The sequence below is a fragment of the Oscillibacter valericigenes genome, from assembly GCF_016902445.1.
Lineage (GTDB): Bacteria > Bacillota > Clostridia > Oscillospirales > Oscillospiraceae > Oscillibacter > Oscillibacter avistercoris.
Genome location: NZ_JACSNX010000005.1, coordinates 79863 through 98389 on the forward strand (window position 1 = coordinate 79863; position 18527 = coordinate 98389).

General features: G+C 48.0%; 13 protein-coding genes. 10 read left to right on the plus strand and 3 right to left on the minus strand.

Annotated features, from left to right (window positions below):
- Window positions 1-73 precede the first annotated feature (73 nt).
- The 3 genes from H9X91_RS05770 (at window position 74) to H9X91_RS14700 (ending at window position 2367) form a co-directional block, all read left to right on the plus strand.
- The gene (locus tag H9X91_RS05770; RefSeq protein ID WP_204803459.1) at window positions 74-754 is read left to right on the plus strand and encodes a response regulator transcription factor; all 681 of its coding nucleotides are present in this window, start codon (window positions 74-76) and stop codon (window positions 752-754) included.
- Complete coding sequence (locus H9X91_RS05775; protein WP_204803461.1) at window positions 751-1920, plus strand: sensor histidine kinase; 1170 nt, start codon at window positions 751-753, stop codon at window positions 1918-1920. The genes H9X91_RS05770 and H9X91_RS05775 overlap by 4 nt, the downstream gene beginning before the upstream one ends.
- A 99-nt stretch (window positions 1921-2019) precedes the next feature.
- Window positions 2020-2367 carry a helix-turn-helix domain-containing protein gene (locus tag H9X91_RS14700; RefSeq protein WP_338111950.1) on the plus strand — a complete coding sequence of 116 codons (348 nt, stop codon included), beginning with the start codon at window positions 2020-2022 and terminating at the stop codon, window positions 2365-2367.
- Window positions 2368-2757: 390 nt separating this feature from the next.
- Here the strand turns inward: H9X91_RS14700 and H9X91_RS05785 are convergent, their stop codons facing one another.
- The 3 genes from H9X91_RS05785 to H9X91_RS05795 all read right to left on the minus strand — a co-directional run bounded on the left by H9X91_RS05785 (window position 2758) and on the right by H9X91_RS05795 (window position 5582).
- Complete coding sequence (locus tag H9X91_RS05785; RefSeq protein WP_204803466.1) at window positions 2758-3393, minus strand: hypothetical protein; 636 nt, start codon at window positions 3391-3393, stop codon at window positions 2758-2760.
- Between the two features lie 177 nt (window positions 3394-3570).
- Window positions 3571-4263 carry a DUF5714 domain-containing protein gene (locus H9X91_RS05790; protein WP_207752450.1) on the minus strand — a complete coding sequence of 231 codons (693 nt, stop codon included), beginning with the start codon at window positions 4261-4263 and terminating at the stop codon, window positions 3571-3573.
- 644 nt (window positions 4264-4907) lie between these two features.
- Window positions 4908-5582, minus strand: coding sequence for an alpha/beta hydrolase-fold protein (locus H9X91_RS05795; protein WP_204803469.1), 675 nt, complete (start codon window positions 5580-5582; stop codon window positions 4908-4910).
- Window positions 5583-5760: 178 nt separating this feature from the next.
- Between H9X91_RS05795 and H9X91_RS05800 the strand changes: the two genes are divergently transcribed.
- From H9X91_RS05800 to H9X91_RS05830, 7 genes are all read left to right on the plus strand, one after another.
- Window positions 5761-5913 carry a hypothetical protein gene (locus H9X91_RS05800; protein ID WP_204803471.1) on the plus strand — a complete coding sequence of 51 codons (153 nt, stop codon included), beginning with the start codon at window positions 5761-5763 and terminating at the stop codon, window positions 5911-5913.
- A gap of 261 nt (window positions 5914-6174) precedes the next feature.
- Entirely contained in the window at window positions 6175-6591 is a 417-nt protein-coding gene (locus H9X91_RS05805; RefSeq protein ID WP_204803473.1) for a very short patch repair endonuclease, read from the plus strand.
- Entirely contained in the window at window positions 6591-8009 is a 1419-nt protein-coding gene (dcm, locus tag H9X91_RS05810) for a DNA (cytosine-5-)-methyltransferase (protein ID WP_204803475.1), read from the plus strand. The genes H9X91_RS05805 and dcm overlap by 1 nt, the downstream gene beginning before the upstream one ends.
- A gap of 17 nt (window positions 8010-8026) precedes the next feature.
- Window positions 8027-10657, plus strand: a complete 2631-nt coding sequence (locus H9X91_RS05815; RefSeq protein ID WP_204803478.1) for a DrmE family protein — start codon at window positions 8027-8029, stop codon at window positions 10655-10657.
- Window positions 10658-10672: 15 nt separating this feature from the next.
- Window positions 10673-14329 carry a helicase-related protein gene (locus H9X91_RS05820; protein WP_204803480.1) on the plus strand — a complete coding sequence of 1219 codons (3657 nt, stop codon included), beginning with the start codon at window positions 10673-10675 and terminating at the stop codon, window positions 14327-14329.
- A 4-nt stretch (window positions 14330-14333) separates the two neighbouring features.
- Window positions 14334-16691: a DUF1998 domain-containing protein gene (gene drmB / locus H9X91_RS05825; RefSeq protein WP_204803482.1), complete on the plus strand. Its 2358-nt coding sequence runs from the start codon at window positions 14334-14336 to the stop codon at window positions 16689-16691.
- 2 nt (window positions 16692-16693) lie between these two features.
- A complete protein-coding gene (locus H9X91_RS05830) occupies window positions 16694-18400 on the plus strand; it encodes a nuclease-related domain-containing DEAD/DEAH box helicase (RefSeq protein WP_204803485.1) in 1707 nt (568 codons plus the stop codon).
- Window positions 18401-18527: the final 127 nt, after the last annotated feature.

An 18527-nucleotide genomic window follows, 5' to 3' on the forward strand; every position in this document is an offset into this window, starting at 1 on the left:
GTCAAGACCGCCTTGATGAAAAATTTATCGGAATATGCTATCATAGTTCCACTTGGAAAAGGCGGTGGAACAGATGCGGATTTTGGTGGTGGAGGACGAGCGCCTCCTGTGCGACGGGATCGCGGAGGATCTGGAGCTGGAAAAATACACGGTGGACCGCTGCTATGACGGTGCGGACGCCCATGAGCGGCTGTTCGTGGAGCCCTATGACCTGGTGATCCTGGACCTGAACCTGCCGGGCATGGACGGACTGGAGCTGCTGCGGCGCATCCGGTCAGAGCAGCCGAAGCTGCGGGTGCTGATCCTCTCCGCCCGGGCACAGCTCTCGGACAAGGTGGCCGGGCTGGACCTGGGGGCGGATGACTACCTGACGAAGCCCTTCGCCCTGGAAGAATTGGAAGCCCGGGTGCGCACCCTGCTGCGCCGGGAGTTCGTCCCCCGGGCGCCCCTGGTGCAGGCGGGACCGCTGGCCCTGGACACCGTGGCCCGGGAGATCTCCGTCCGCGGGGAGCCCCTCCCCCTGACGCCCCGGGAGTTTGCCATTCTGGAGCAGCTGATGCTCTGCCAGGGGCGGTGGCTCAGCCAGGAGGCGCTGATGGAGCACATTTGGGAGGCGGACGCCAACCCCTTCAGCAACGCGGTGCGGATGCACATCTCCTCCCTGCGGAAAAAGCTGCGGGAGCGGCTGGGCTATGATCCGATCCAGACCAAGATAGGCCAGGGCTACCGCCTGGCCGGGGAGGAACATGTATGAAAAAGCCCATGTCCCTGCGCCTGCGGCTCACCCTGCTCTGTGCGGCCCTGCTCACGCTCTGCTGCCTCCTGCTGACCCTGACCAATAATCTGTCGGCCATCCAGATGGCCGACGCCATGCAGGCCGTGCCCGTCCTCCCGGCCCAGGATGCGGCGGCAGGCGCAACTGCCAGTCTGCCCATGATGGAACTGGAGGCCAGCGAGACCGTCCGACAGGCCAGAGGGATTTTCCATCTCCAGAGTCTGCTGGCCATGGCCGCAGTCCTGGCCGCCGGCCTGTTCCTCATCTACCGGCTGGTGGGAAAGGCGCTGGACCCGCTGGACGAGCTGGCCCGCCAGATCCGCGGGCGCGCAGCGGAGGATCTGGGCCGGCCCCTGGCCGTCCCGGACAGCGGGGACGAGGTGGCCGAGCTGGCCCGCGCGTTCAACCAGATGTCCCGGCGGCTGAATCAGGTCTTTGTGATGCAGAAGAATTTCTCCCACAACGCAGCCCATGAGTTCCGTACCCCGCTGGCGATCCTGAAGACGCGGATCGGGCTGTTCCAAAAAAAGCGGGACTTTGGTCCGGAAGCCACGCGGGACTTTCTCCAGATCATGGAGGGCGAGGTCGACCGCCTCTCCGCCCTGGTGGAAAGCCTGTTGGAGCTGACCAACCCGGAGGCTGCGGAGCGCGCCGCACAAGTCTCCATGGATGCGCTGATCCGGGACGCCGCAGGCGAGGCCGCACTGTCGGCCGCCGCCCGGGACGTCTCCATCCAGACCGACATCTCTCCCTGCGTCCTGCCGGGAAACGAACGGCTGCTCCACCGGGCCGTGTTCAATCTGCTGGAGAACGCTGTGAAGTACAGCCCCGCCGCCGGCACGGTCCGCGTCTCCGGCCATCTGGCAGACGGCCGCTTCCGGCTGGACGTCTCCGACCAGGGCCCCGGCATTCCGCCGGACCTCCGCCGCCGGATCTTTGAGCCCTTCTTCCGTGTGGACGATGCCCGCACCCGCCAGCAGGGCGGTGCCGGCATGGGGCTTGCGCTGGTGCAGGCGATCGCAGAGGCGCACGGCGGCACGGTCCGCATGGAGGAGCGCGCCGCAGGCGGCAGCCGGTTCATCCTGGAGCTGCCCTGTGCGCTGAAGCCGGCGGTCTGCACGGCGCCCGACCGGCCCAAATTATGACAGTTCCATTACAATTTCCCCGGAACCCTTGCCTTTTTGTCCCCATTCCGCTATTCTGAGATCCCCGGTCGGGAAATTTGACTGATGGAGGCGATCTTCATGTATCAGAAGGCATTTCCGGTGATCGACCCTGTGGCCACAGGAGCGAACATCGTCCGCCTGCGCATCCAGCGGGGCCTGTCGGTCCGGGATCTTCAGGCCTACTTCGGGTTTGAGGAACCCCAGGCCATCTACAAGTGGCAGAAGGGAAAAAGCCTGCCCTCCGTGGACAACCTGTACGCCCTGGGAGCGCTGCTGGAGGTCCCCATGGATGAGATCTTGGTTTCAGCAAGGCCGAAACTGCATATGATCGTTTGTGAGCAGCAGGCAGATGCCTGCTGCTCATCGCTTTTCAGAGGCTCGTTCATCCGGCGGCCGTGGATGCGGCAGAAACGAAAGACCGCATAGGCCATTTTCCGCTCCGCCTCCGGCGCGCCCCGAAGGGGCGGCTGCCGTTCTGCGTCGCGGGCTCTGCCCCAGAGGGCAGCTTCTGTCGTTCGCCCGTCCGTTCGGGCGGGCCGATCATGGAGATGTGCGTGTGACAGGGTGGGTGGTCGGATCGGCGTCATGGCGCAGGTCGCCGCCGCGAGGAGCGCTGAGGAAGTCGATGAGGGGTCTCTCCCGGTATTTCAAGACCGGGCCGGTTTTCATGACCGGTTGGATCCTCCATACAGTGCGCAGGCTGCGCAGTCGTCAAATGTGCAGCACCATCGTTCGTCTGCACCTGAACCGGCCGCTGCGTCTCCCCCTTCCCTGCCGCATCCACAGCCGCCGGATGGGCAGTCTCCGAACGTCGGGTCAATCGCCGGAGAAGGCGCCGAAGGCCTCTGCAAAGGTGTCATTCACGTCAAACGGCGGGGCGTAGTCCACCCGGGTGGTGATCAGGACGGTATCCAGCGCCGACGACACGGCGTCCGCCTTCCGGCTCAGCTCCGCGCACATTCTGCGGATCTTGTTCCGGTCAAAGTGGATGGTGGTGACCCGCTTCACGTCGCAGCGGTAGGACACCTGGTTGCCCTCGTTGTTGAAGCAGTAGCCGGTGCCGCCATTGGGCAGCACCACCTCAGAGCTGCGCAGCCCCGCCATGTGGCGCAGCAGCCTGGCGATCTCCTGCCGCCGGGCGTTCAGGCTCACCTCGCCGTCCAGCCCGGCCGGCAGGTCCAGCCCCGCTTTGGCCCGGCAGATGGCCACGGTCAGCTTCTCCCGTTCCCTCAGCAGGTACAGCAGGAACTCCGCCACAGTGGTGATCTGCTCACTGTACTCGGTGCGGGGCGCCTCCACCGTGGTCTCGTTCTCAAAGTTCTTCATGACCTTTTTTCGCAGATAGGTGTTCTGCACCCGGGTGATGTTGGCGTCACAGCCCAGAATGGACTGGGCCTCTTCCATCAGGGACTGCAGTCTGTTCTGGAAGCGAAAAGCCTCTTTCAGGTTCATCTCATGTCCTCCTTGTCCGGTTTGATCTTGTGTCCATCATAAACCTGAACGGAGGCGCTGTCATTGAACCGGTGGTTGAATGAAGGGAAGATCCATGGAGCAGATCCTGCGAGAAAAGCACCGCCCGGAGTCTCTGGTGTTCCAGAAGCTCCGGGCGGTGTTCGTTTTGAGGCCCTTTCACGTTGCCGCTGAGAAGGGGCAGCGCCTGCCGATGCACTGGCCGTTCCGGGCGCTGTAGGTGCAGACAGGCACGCTCCGCTCCATCTCCACCCCCAGGTGCTCCCGGACGAAGTCCACGGCGGCCAGGACCGCCAGCCAGGCGTCCCGCTTGCAGCACCGGGGGCCGCCCACTTTGCCGATGCGGTCCAGGGCCAGGGCGGTCATCTGGTTGCTCAGCCCCCAGGGCTCCTCCGCCAGGGGCGTGGACGCCGTGGCGATGGCCAGGAACTGCCCCGCGCTGATCCCCGCCCCGCAGGCGCCCCAGAAGCCGCAGGCCCCGCCGGGGACGGCCTTGCCCCGGCTGTACATCTCCCGGAGGGCGCTCTCCAGGTCCAGCCGGCCCCCGGCGTTTTGGTAGGCGGTGAGCAGCGCCGCCCCCACCAGCACATGGTGCTCCGGGCCGTGCATATGACAGAAGGGCAGGTCCATCATCCGCCGGAGGATGGCGGCGGGGTCGGCGGAGGTCTCAGCCAGGCACAGGCCGAAGATGGTGTCCATGCCCTGGGTGTGGCAGTCACTGCACACATAGTGGCCGCCCACGCACCGGGTCTTGCTGGGCTCCTTTTTGTGGCAGATGGCGCACTCCATAAGCTCGTCCTGGACCAGGTATTCCAGCGGTGCCTTGCAGATCAGGCATTCTTCTGTATGCAAATCGATCGCTCCTCCCCGTCCGCAGCGCAGGCAATGCGCAGCGGCATAAAATCAATATTTTCCCATCCCAGCAAGCTGATCGCCATAACGGAAGGTGTACGACCTTTGCCGCGGATTGGCACTTCTGAAGCGCAGGTCCATGCATCGGCCGCAAGCGATCTTCGTCGCTCTTTTGTCACGCTTTTATTATACATCTTTCAGGAAAAACAGCAAGAACTCTGGTACTAGCCGCATCAGGATTTGCCGCGCCATATGTGGTAGGGTCCTCCCTATCTATGATTCGTGATTTCAGATAAGGCTGGGAAGGATCGAACTTTTGGCGTCTTGTTCCCAAACGCTTGAATCAAATTTTTTGTGGCGATTTGTAGTGCTTTCCGGCATTTTCCGCTCGGTATCAAATATTTTTTGACGCTCTTAAATCCGCTGTTTCCACGTGTTCCGGTCCTGACTGTGGTCAAATATGGGGTCAAAAACGCTTCCTGACCAGGGGCGGCAGATGCCTGCCAGTCCCGGCTTGGAAGCGTTTTTTCGCGACTCTGGGTTTTGGGTATTGTACCTCTGCCGCAGCGGTTAAGCAAGTCTTTTCTCAACAGTAAGCATATCAGTTTTTCACACGCCTATTCAAAGAATAAAAGGCCTGCGGTCTATCTGTTCAGCAGCCACTGGATGCCTGCCGCTGTCCGTTCAATCCCCTGGACGAAGTGATTTCCGGGATTCAATTGGAAAACCGTGTCGATGCCTTTGTTCTGGTAAAAAGTCTGAATCTCCTCTGTATTTTCCTGAACTGTTTTCAGGACTGGATTGCGTGTCTTGGCCTCCCTGTCCCCCAGGGAGAAATAGATGCAGTCCGGCCGGCGCTTCGGCTCGTGGGAGAAGATGTACTCTTTGAAACCAGGAAACCACAGGGATCCAGACATACACCCCACCCGCGAGAACACATCCGTCCGGTAGATGGCGTACAGGGCGAATAGCCCGGCCAGCGAGTATCCAGCGATCCCCCGCCATGCCGGAGGACCGGCCAACTCTTTTTCTGCCCTGGGTATGATTTCCTTCACCAGCAGCCGCAGGTAATCATTCGCCCCGCCGGTGAAGGACTCCCCGTTCTTAAACGCCGCTGGGCTGTCCCAGGGAGCCATGTCGTGGCTCCAAGCCAAGTCGCTGACGGTCACCAAATTGAACGGCGGGCAGCCAACCGCCTGCGCCGCCTCATATATCTTCTGCCCCTCGTCTGAGTATGTGTTTAGGTAGATCGCTGGAATGCCAGGCTTGTTGCCAAGAAAGACAGATACCGCTTTGCCGTCTATTGAAACTGTACGCACAGAGTCATCCAAGCCTCCTATTTGGAAAAATTGCCGCTCTATGTTGCCCTGCTCCTATTGTACCGAAACAAAACGGCTGTGGCAAGACAACCAGGTTATGCAGAATAGCCCCGTTTATCGGACCGTATGTATGATAAAATATCATATCTTCACAACCACTATACTATTTGGAAGGCAAATGATATGGGAAAACTTTTTGGCGTTTATGGGGATGAAGAGCACAGCCTTTAGTGAGGATTTGTTAGGGCTTGGTCTTGTCGGAGCAATATCGGAAAAAATTGTTCAAGATGAGGCAGAGCGCCCTGCACAAAACTTTAGTGATGATACATGAATTACCAGAAGCAAAGGATCGTCTGGAACAGTTCTAAGAGCGGTGGCCTGATTTTGGGGGACTGGATGGCAGAACTGATGTTTGCCGACAACAAGGGACTGGGCTGGTTCAGACAATGCGACCCTCACTCACTCTTGAACCATATTGTGGTTATTGGGTGCTTGATAAACTGGACGCGGATTGATATTTTCCTCATTATGGTGTAAAATCGATACAATAAGTCAGGTGTAATATTTATGTATTTAAGGTGATGTGGGCTATATGGATACGCATACAGCAGAGCAACGCCATAAGAATATGCAGGCAGTCAAGTCAAAAGATACAGCTATTGAACTTTTACTGCGAAAAGAACTGTGGTCAAGGGGTATCAGATACAGAAAAAATGTGAAAAGCATTATAGGGAAACCTGATATCGCCTTTATCAAGAAAAAGGTAGCTGTATTTTGTGATAGTGAGTTTTGGCACGGTTTTGATTGGGAACACAAGAAATCAGACATCAAAAGTAACCGTGATTTTTGGATACCTAAAATAGAAAAAAATATCGCAAGAGACAAAGAGGTTAATGATGCATTAGCGGCTGACGGATGGATCGTACTCCGCTTTTGGGGACAACAAATTAAAAAAGATGTGAAGGCCTGTGCGGACTTAATCGTTGCTGCTCTCAAGGAGAGAAACTGATGAAGTTAAAAACAATAGATTTATGTGCCGGGATAGGAGGAATACGGCGCGGGTTTGAATTAGCGGGAGATTATACAAATGTTGCTTCAGCAGAAATAGATGAAATGGCATGCAAAACATATGAGCATTTGTTTGGAGAATCTCCCCGTCATGATATTACAAGTGACGATTATAAGCATTATTTGCAGACTCTGCGATACGATGTGCTCTTAGCGGGATTCCCTTGTCAGGCTTTTAGCAGTGTCGGATTGCAACAAGGTTTTGAAGACAAAACGAAGGGAACTATCTTCTTTGACATCGCTAAGATTGTAAAAATGACACGCCCGAAAGTTGTTTTTTTAGAGAATGTCCAGAATCTTCTTTCTCATGATAATCAGGCTACGTTTAAAACAATAGTTGATACTCTTGACCGTCAACTTGATTACCATGTTGTTGGGGTATTTCATGACAGCGATGGTAAGCCGATCTATAAGAGATCGTCCTTCATTCGAAATTCAAAAGACTTCGGAATACCTCAAAACAGGCCAAGGGTGTATATTGTTGCTTTCAGCCGAGCTTATTTTGGTCGCCATCTCGAAAAAATCCCACTTGAAACACCTGTTCGCAGAAGTAAAGGGCCGATATTTCATGACCTCAATGATATTTTAGACAAAGGAGAAATCAGTCCGAGATTTTTTCTTTCAAAAGGTTATTTACAAACGCTTGAAAATCATATTGAAAGGCAAAAGAAGAAGGGATATGGTTTCGGCTATCGCATTATAAATTCTCCCGAAATTGAACATCCGATTGCAAACACGTTACTTGCAACCGGCGGATCTGGACGTGAGCGTAACTTGATTTTTGATCCGGAGAACGGGAAAAAATACGCCGGAACTATGGTCCAGGGAAAGTATTCTCCCATAAATGAGAAGTCAATACGGACAATGACACCATCTGAGTGGGGAAGACTGCAGGGCTTTGTCGGCTATGCTTTTTTGAATGAGGACGGTACGGATAGATTCTCTTTTCCTGATGAGGTACCAAATGTACAACGCTTTAAGCAACTTGGGAATTCCGTAACCATTCCGGTTGTCGAAGAGTTTGCCAGATATATTCAGGAATGCTGTAATTTAATGTACGATGATTTTTCCAGGACTGAGAAGAGAATTTTCAGTATGTATGGGAATGAATTTCTTCTTTGCAGTGCCATTTATGAGAAGCTGTCATCATCACTCAGAGATAAAACGATAAATACTTATTTTGATATTGTGTATCATTTCGGGCAGAGGGAGTTCAGGGTGAAAGAGTTGGCTCGGTATTTGGAAGTTACTCCTGCCAGGGCTTCACAGATTATTTCCCAATTGGCCTGCATCGATTGTATCCGCCACAATGTAAACGGCACATATTTCTTTAGAGATTTGCTGTCTTTCAGTCACTGAAAGGGGTGCACAAAGAAGTGGAGCCGATCCGTGAGGCAATGAACAAAATTATAAAATCCTGTGATGTTTGCATCGATGGTAATGTTATTTCACAGGAGTTGCTACTTGCGACTTTCTCTGATTTTATTTTGTCAACGATAGAAAAAGAGAAGCACAATGTGAGCATTGTACTACACACGGGGTCAGTCTGCTTTGATGCCATTATACTGGCGTGTGCCGCAGTATCGAATCTTTTGTATAACCAAACAAATGCAAACGATATCATCTCACAACTTATCCCTGGTGATGTTGTTTTATATTATAACAGCAATAAAAGCAATTCAAAGGCCCAGCGGTATACATTCAAAGGGTTCGTTGATTCGCCGGACGAACCTCCCCGAAACGAAACAGGTACATATGTTTGGCTGACACAAGGGAATAGCGGCAGATTGCTTCTTCCAAGTGCTTGCTGGAATCGCATTGTTCCGTACTGGGGAAATGCATCGTCAATGGACGGGAGAGGCCTTCGTCGTGACAGCGGCAACAGATACAGATTTTTGAAGTCTGTCCTTGGCTTAGGCGAAGAAGAAATAATCAGAATCTCTGATACATCAACGGTAGTCATTATGGCAAGAGATACTGCCAATACTTTGGTTAACGGACTGTCTTTTCGCTTCGGTAACGAGGAGGTCCGGTTAACGGAGCTTGTTCCGGTGTCCTATTTTACGGAAAACGAAGAATACCCTTATGGCGGGAATCCAGCCAAATCAGAACCTGTTTTGAAAATTACCGGCAAAGTTTCTAAGGCACGTGAATTGCTATTAAAGCGCGGCGGCAATAAGAATGTTGGGTTAATTGTATCTGGAGACAGTATAATCAGACTCGGAAATTCGGAAATTCCCGAACTTGTTGAACGGCAATCAATTCAATATGTTTACCTTTGCATGCATATTAATTCTGATTTTTCTGAGAAACTGGTGTCTTCTTATGAGAATGCATCGCTGTTTGCATGCACAAAAGATTTTCTCCTCTCCAACAGCCTGGATGTGAAAGTCAAGAACGACTATACGAATCAACTAAGTGCACAGGTTAATGCAATTATAGATCACGAGGTTATTACAAAAGAACTTCCGAGCTATTTAAGCTGGGAGGAATACCGAAAATTCAAACGTGCAATGTTTTTTATAAAAGAATCCGATTATGAATCCGATTCTAAGGACAGTTTTGTCATGCAGGCGTTTTCTCTCATGAATCTCTTTAAGACGGCATTATTTTCGATGAAAACCTTGGAAAGCTTTATAGATTCAAGAGAAATTGACACTGTGGAAAAACCAGAGGCACGACTCGCAAAAATAGAAGATTGTGCAAACAGTTTTCCGGAATACCTACACGAGGCTGCAATGACTGTAATAGAGACTCTGGAAACAGCATACTTACTTTTGGTGGATCATTCTGCAAAAGAAGACACAATGCGAGAAATTATATCTCAGAATTTCGGGAAATCGATTGCGATTGTGCTTCCTAAAGCCTATTATGCTACCGTTGTTAAATCTTCAATGGATGATATTGCCCGAGAAAACTCCTGTGATATTACTCTTGTAACAGCAAACAGGTTCAACGGGGATTCCTTATATGATATAATAATTGTTTCGGGAAATGTAACCGGTGCAAGATTCGATGCGTTGCGGTGTCAGTCTGCACAATGTGTTTTCGCTTTGCTTTATGACTTTGAGAAGTATCAATTCAAAAGTCGGATTCGTAAGTCGGTGCAAACAGAGCATCTTTTTAATCAGCGTTCCACAATTTACATAGAAGATGAATATGAGGAGCAGTTGCTTGACCCAGAAGAAAGCGAGGTTGATGAGGTAGAGGCAATTGATGCTGACCTTACGAATTATATCGGAGCGACATACCTCAATACAGTTCATAATAACAGTTATTCTCCGGGTGCGCATAAAAGCGTTGCAGACATTGTGGCAGTGGCGAAATTTGATACGGACGAAGTCGCCTTTTTCACAAAAAATTATAAGGCATATGTCCTGGATGATGCCGAGCGTTCTGTCAAAGAAGTTGATGTTACAAATCTGTCGGATGGAGACATTATTGTATTTACAAGAAGCAACTCAACAACCCGCGATATAGTTGAAAATCTGCTGAGTGACATGATGAAGAATAAACTTGTTTCTGCCGAGGTGGAAGATGCTTATTATAAAGCAGGATGGTGGAAATCTGTCCTTACCAAGTATCTTAAGCATGCGGGATGCAGTGCAAAGACTTTGGCAGATACTATGATAGAAAATGGTGTATCTGTACAGGAAGCAACTATTCGCACCTGGCTCGATGACGACGCACACACTGTTCGACCGCGAAAGCTGGATTCAATACAGCAAATTGCTTTGATTGCCGGAGATGAAGACTTGTTTGACAATGCAGAAAGCTGCTATGCAGCTGGCGGAGTAATATACAAAGTACGTCGGAAAATACTCAAAGCAATAGGCCAAGCTATTTTAGGAGAAATCACGGGAGAAAATGATAATTCTGATCCGATTATGCGTGCGGTCTCTGAGCGGGTTGGGAATGCAGCCGTAGTTCTCCAAATTGAGACTATAACTTTTGTGAATGATACTGTTCCTTTGAATACAATAAATCGGCCGATTAGTGTTGACTGAGAAGGAGAATACCAGATGAGTACGATCCATGAATATTTGGAGGCAAGGGAAAATTACATATCTTTGATAAAGAGTGAACTGCTCGGCCCTGGCTCTGAGATTTCTATACCTGATAAAGAACATGAACTGGTAACGAACTCTCCTGATGTCAGGTATTCAATCGGCATTCTGTTTCCCAGGAACAATAAGCTGAATGCCGATAATGATGATTCGGCAAAAGTCGAGCCGTCTTCGGATGAAGAAGAACTTGAGCCCGATTTGCATTCGGATGGGGACCGTGAGGAGCATACAAAAGACACGGATCCGACATTACCTGCTGAAGAAGATAACCTGGATGAAGAAATCAGTTTGGCGGCTCAGAACATGCCGTCATCTATGGGATATACTTTCCTGGTTTCCCGGGATGTTCTGAGACTTACCTGCCAAATTGAGTTTGCAACCTATAGACAGGCCAAGTTGCCAGATTGCAGAATTCCTTTTTCTCCGGATTCTCCAGAAACATATTGCGTGCCGAGCCAATTGTCATCATATATATTTTATGACAAGGAAGAAGGCACTCTAAAACTTTTGACTGGATTAAACAGGAAAGCCGTTTCACAGTTACGTGAAAAAGATTTTATTGACGGGGAAGAATACGGTATTTTTTCAGCCATGTATAAACTGTGTGATCAGTTGAAAGGCGGATATGTTCGTATTCCTCATGCCATGACTGTGACGGTAGATTTTTCAGATGGAGACTATGTCGATAATAATAAGAGGCTCGATGAAACATGCGCAAAGATAACCGCATTAAAACGAAAAATCAAAGACAACCTGTATTCAATCACTGTAATGCTCGTAAATGACGATGACGAAAAGTCTAACGGGACTCGTTGCCTGTTTCAGCCGGTTATCAGAATTTGTACGGAAGACAACGATTTTAACTTTTGCGAATACGCTCAAATGGCAGATTTTGATATGCTGGATAGTGAAGAGCAGTCTCTGGAACTTCAGTACAGAAATAAAAAAGTGTATGGAACTGGCCTGGGAACTTCGGTAAATTGGGAAATAGACGAGAACGGAAGAGGAATCATATTCAATGATTTCTTCCCCGAAGTTGAAGTCCCGTCAATGGATTTCGGGATCCCGAAAGATTCAGAGATTGATATAAGCGCATTATCAATGTACTTCCTATCCGATCTTGATAAAACTGAGAAAAAAACTAAGATTGACAGCCTTTCTACCGTCATCCGTGCCTATGGTAACTGGATAGAATCATTAAAGACTCGCATGAACTTGCTCGAAACACGGTACCACGCTCCTGCAGAAATGAATATCAACGGGTGCCTTTCTGCCAAAGCGAGGATGGAAGAGGGCTTAAGAATACTAAAAGAGAACAGTGTGGCATGGGATGCTTTTTCGCTGGCCAATAGAGCTATGCTTATGCAGAGGATCCATTTGGATATTCAAAGTAAAACCTCAAATATTGACCGGTATCCAGGCGATGAAGATCTTTCACAAATATTGGATGCTTTGAATTATTCCGATGCCGACGGTCAGTTTACCGGGAGGAATAAACACAACTGGAGATTGTTTCAGATTGCCTTTTTACTTTTGAGCATTCCTTCAATCGTAGATGACCAAAATCCGCAAAGAGATATCGTTGATCTTATTTGGTTCCCTACAGGCGGCGGTAAAACAGAGGCATATCTGGGATTGACTGCATTTACGATTTTTTACAGGAGACTTGCGCATCTGTCACAATCCGACGGAACAACCGTGATAATGCGATACACACTCAGGCTTTTGGCAGCACAGCAGTTTACCAGAGCAGCAACATTGATATGCGCTTGCGAATATATTCGGAATGACGCCACTTCCAAGCGCCCTCGATACGGACGGTATCCGCTTGGCACTTCAGAAATAAACATTGGACTCTGGATTGGTCGAGAGCATACCCCCAATACCGATTCAGATGCCAAAAAGCATTTAGAAAAATTGCAAGAAGCTCAGCCTCAAAGTATCCAATATGCCAAAGAACAACATAATAAATTTCAGGTATTAAAATGCCCTTGGTGTGGTACTAAGCTTGTCAAGGACAGAATCGGCGCAAGAACCATCGGGATGTTTGGATACCGTATGCGTAATAACCGCCACTTTGAGCTTTTCTGCCCCCAAGAAAGTTGCTTTTTTAATCAGCAAGGCAAATTACCAGTGCAGATAGTTGATGAAGAACTGTACGCCAATCCGCCTACTCTTCTCTTCGGGACCGTAGATAAGTTTGCCATGATGCCCTGGAAGAAGGACATCGGAGCTTTTTTTGCAACAGGTACAGAAAATCGAGCGCCAGAGTTGATTATTCAAGATGAATTACACCTGATTTCGGGGCCGCTTGGCACCATGGTTGGCTTATATGAATCTGCTATTGATGCTTTGTGCAGAAAAAACGGGACCAGGCCTAAAATCGTAGCGTCAACAGCAACAATCAGGAGGGCTAAGGAACAGTGCTCTGCTCTTTATGATCGGGAGGTAAACCAGTTCCCGCATCCAGGACTCGATGCGGAAGATTCGTTTTTCGCACGGGAATCTGTTATAGATTACGGCCAAAATATTTATGGCCGTAAGTATATTGGATTAATGCCGTCAGGAAAAACAAAGGCGATGATGGAGGTAAGGTCCATTGCTGCTCTTATGCAAAAGATTAATACCATGGATTTACCGGATGAAGTGAGGGACAAGTTTTGGACGCTTACTGTATACTTTAACAGCCTAAAAGATCTGGGTAAGTGTTCTACGCTCGTAGACGATGATGTCAAAGACTTTATTAAGAGAACGGCTTATCGGTTGGGTACCGCTAAAGATGCCCGCAAAATTGCCAGAGCCGATGAACTCACAAGTCGTGTTAATACGACCCAGTTGAATGAAACACTGGACAAGCTGGAAAAAGTGTGTTATTCCAAGGAAAACATCGAGAATAAACGTTACGCTTCTAATGTACTGCTTGCGACCAACATGATATCGGTGGGGATTGATGTTGCACGATTAAATGTAATGCTGTTGGTAGGACAACCAAAACTCACGAGTGAATACATTCAGGCATCAAGCCGTGTAGGTCGATCTTATCCAGGGATTGCTTTTGCCACGTATGACGGTTCAAAAAGCCGTGATCGTTCCCATTATGAGCAATTTAAGGCGTACCATGATTCCTTTTACAGATATGTTGAACCGACCGGTGCTACACCTTTTTCAAAACCTGCCAGAGACAGGGCGTTGCATGCTGTTCTGATATCCATGATGAGGAATTTGGAAATTGATTTGAGCGCAGACAAAGGTGCCGCAAAGTTTACACGAGATAAATTTAAAAACAGAGTCTCCGAATTGAAAGCCTATATTATTGACCGAGCAAAAGACATTTCCTTCAGATTGAATCCCGATATGCAGGATGAAGCAGATGCAATGGCCCTTGAGATAGATTTCATCTTTGAAGCATGGGAAAAGTTGGCAGAAAATTATGACGAGGACCATTTCTTTTATGGGGAAAAGTTCCTGATGAGGTCTCTGGATGACGGAGAAGGCAGATTACTTAAACCTTTCAACACGAGTCGAAAAGATCCAGCCTTTGACACCATGACATCTATGAGAAATGTCGATTCAACAGTCGCTGGAAATGTGTTGATCTGGAAGGAGGAGTAGCAGAATGGAACTGGATGTCGCCAAAAAAGTACTTTTAAACAGGTACACGCATTCCGTGCGCGCTTCTCAGGCGGTCCTTCAATACGGAGTCGGTGCAATGGTGGACTTTCCGAACCAAACATTGATGACTGCCGCACCAGAATATTGGAAGGAGCAGGTAATCCAAATTCATGATGAGCGGCTGGAAAAGGTGCTTCATGTGGATTATTTGGGATTGCCAGCAGGACAGGATGATCCTAACGGCAGAGACGGCATTTCATATGCCAGATTCCCAGAGTGGTACTTTTGCCCCAAATGCAGAAAATTTCAACCTATAACAGATTGGGTTAAAGAATATAAGAGGCGGGCAAAGCAAAAGCAATTAAATTCTGACCCCGATATGGTAAAGTTTTTACAATGCCCCACCTGCAGACAAGATCTTGTCGTTACCCGTATCGTGGTAGCCTGTGAGTGCGGACACATTGATGATTTCCCGTGGGTTCAGTGGGTCCACTGCAGAAATATGATCGGTGGACCGAAAGAAGTATGTCCGCATCCTTCTCTTACCTTCAAAACAAGTGCATCGTCTACAGAAGGTCTTGAAGGCTTGACGGTATCATGTGAGGCTTGTCATGCAAGAGCGACACTGAAAGGCGCATTTGATAAAGATATTTTGCAGGAGTTGGACGCTAAATATCAGGGGAAGTATAATTTTAGATGCACTGGTCGTCATCCCTGGAAGCATGTTCGGGAAAAATGCGGCAAGTATCCGAGAGTATTACAGCGAGGCAGCTCGTCCGTCTATTTCCCGATTACGGCAAGTTCTCTGGTTATTCCTCCGTATTCCAGCATGATTACAAAGAAAGTAGAGAACAGCATTGCGTTCTCGAAATGCAAAGACGCAATTTCAGACTGCAAAAAGAGCAAAGTTATTCCGAAAGAGTATTTGCCAGCCATGGTAAAGGAGCGCATCGAACAATATTTGAATGAAATAGCATTGGAAATTGGCATAGCCGCAGATAAGGTCAGGCCGATATTGGAACGCAGATGGATAGATTCTGAAAATGAAGAGGACTATTCTACATTCAGCGTAAAATACCGTGCTGAGGAATATGAGGCACTCAGCGGTGAAGTATCTTTACCTGCTGATGACTATGGGGATTTTTTGCGTGAAGGTACAAATATCGATGATTACGCAATCCCACATGTTAGAAGCATTTCGTTAATACATAAAGTACGCGAAGTTCAGGCATTGACCGGCTTTTCCCGTCTTAAGCCAGTTGAGGCAGACAGCAGCAGTGACGAATCTGAACACATTGTTTCGGTAAAAGAGAAAGAAACAAACTGGTACCCTGCATATGAAGTTCGGGGAGAGGGCATCTTTGTCGAATTTTCGAACGGCGACATTGAGGCTTGGGTTGACCGGTTCCCTGATATCAATAGCAGAGTAGAAGTCCTCAATGAAAATTACCAAAAATCTTTTATTGGTTCTTCCAGACCGAGACGGATTACTGCGAAATTTTTGTTACTCCATACTATTTCCCACTTGTTGATTAAACAATTGAGCTTTGAATGCGGCTACAGCATTGCTTCATTGAAGGAACGGCTATACTGTAGTGAAGAAAAAGACGGAAAACAGATGGCAGGAATTCTTATTTACACAGCCAGCGGCGATGCAGAAGGAACGATGGGCGGATTAGTCAGACAAGGCCGTTCTGATATTTTCCCGGGGATTTTTAAAAAGGCAGTTGAGTCTGCAATGACTTGCTCAAATGATCCTGTTTGCAGTTTAAGTTTGGGACAAGGACGAGATTCTCTTAATCTGTCCTCGTGCTACTCCTGCTCGCTGATACCAGAGACGAGTTGTGAAGAGTTCAATGTTTTTCTTGATCGCGGAACAATTGTAGGTACCTATGAGAACCGCGAAATGGGTTTTTATTCGGCTCAACTATATAACGGTACGTCTTGGAACAATAACGAATCAGAGAAACCGGTCCAAAATACTTCAAGCGATAAAAAGAGAAAAATATATTTTGTTGATGCTGGCGTTGATTTAAGAGATGTACCCTATTCGGACATTTGGAAAAGTATTAAGGTTTGGTCAGATGACGAAACAGAACTCGGATTATTGTCCGAACTTGAAAAAAGGGCTGACGAGTTTTCTGCTAAAGAAAAACCGTATCAAGACTGTGTTTTCCTGCTGGAAGGGAATCAAGAGCAGTATAAATGTGATCTGTATTGGAAAGATTCGGGAGTTGCTTTTTTCACAATTGACAATGAAGAGTGCTATGTTGTGGCAAAGGGTACAAATATTAAGTGCTTTTTCACACTGGATAATGATGCCTCTGCCGATGCGCTTTTAGCTGTCCTCAAGGAGAAATAAAGATGGCAGTAATGATTCCAGAACGCCCACGCACCTTCGATCCTGCAAGTCAAGAAGGACTAATGTTTGAGGCACTTGAATTGCTCCCGGATGAATACTATGTATTTCATTCTTTCAGGATTGCTGATGTCAGAAATAACAGATTTTCCGAAAATGAAACTGACTTTGTGATTTTTAATCGGAATAAAGGCGTCATTTGCTTGGAGGCAAAAGCTGGCCAGGTTCGCTATGAGAACGGGATTTGGTTATACGGCAGCGGGATACCAATGCATAACGGAGGACCCTTCAATCAAGCCAGCTCAAACAAGTATAGATTGATGCGGTACATTTCAGACAGCAACTTGTCAAATATCCTGGAAAAGTGTAAATTTTTTCATGGAGTCTGGTTCCCGTCAATCAGTGATGATAAACTGAGATCGATGACTTTGCCGCCTGAGGCAGCAAAAGAATTGGTATTGACGAAAGAAGCACTGCAAAATCCCGAGGTGTACTTGAACAGAATTTTTGCGCTGGAACTGTCAAGCAGGGTGGAAACATCGCTCAGTGAACTTGAGAGTAAACGGCTGATTCGGGAAATTTTCTGTCCACAGTTTAATGTATTTCCGTCTGCTTCTTTTGATGCCGATTTAAAAAAAATTGTCTTTCACAGGCTGTTGCGTGAACAAGCAGGGATACTGGATTTTCTTGATGAACAGTTAACGGCTGCCGTGAACGGAGCAGCAGGAACCGGTAAAACAATGATTGCGGTTGAAAAAGCAAGTCGTCATGCTGCTGAAGGAGAAACCGTCTTGTTTTTGTGCTTCAACAGCAAACTTAAAGACTACTTAGAAGAAAATTATCCTAATAAGCTGGTAGCTTATTATACTATTGCAGGGTTCGTATGCAGACTTTGCAATTCTGTTACGCCTGATTTTGATAAGGCTAAAAGTAAACTGGAAGATTATTATATTTCCGGAAATTTTCCTTTCAAACATGTGATTATTGATGAAGGCCAAGATTTTGGTGCTGACATTATTGAAGAGACAGACATTATTTCTTTGATTCATGACATAATTGTAGACAACGATACGGGCGGCACATTTTATGTATTTTATGATAGGCTTCAGTTGGTTCAAGCTCGATCAATGCCGAAATTTATTGAAAATTTGGACTGCCGCCTTACCCTCTATCGGAATTGCAGGAATACTGAGAACATTGCTCTAACTTCCCTAAGACCAATTACAGAACGAAAGCCAAAACTTTTTGACGGAGCCGTTAAAGGGACTCCTGCACGAATTCATTTTTGCGAAAGTCAGGAAGACGAAAAGGGTAAAATTGATTCTACGATTAATGAGCTGAGTAATGACGGATTTAAAGATATTGTCATACTGACATGGAAAACAGAGACATCCAGTATTTTGAGCAACTATATTAAGAACGGCAAGTACAGAAATAAATACCAGTTTACAACCTGCAGGAAGTTTAAAGGATTAGAGGCCGATGTTGTCATTTTAATCGATGTTGAAAAGGAAACATTTGATGCTCAGAATGTCTTGCTATATTATGTCGGCACATCTCGTGCGCGTATTCGTCTGGAAATAATGGCCGCAATGAGTGATGATGATTGTCGTGCAATTCTTAGCGAATCACTTCATTATAGCGGGAAAATTCGCCGCGCAAAAAAGGATCTTGCAAGTGCGCTCAATGCGATAGGAAGTCTCAACGGTTAATTCTTCATCACAGGGGTAACAGGAGCTACATCATAAAGAGTTCGGGACTGCCTGATGCCTGGAAAGAACAATCAACAAGAGGTTTCCTTGATGAAAAGACTTGGACATAATTCCGAATACCTCTGCA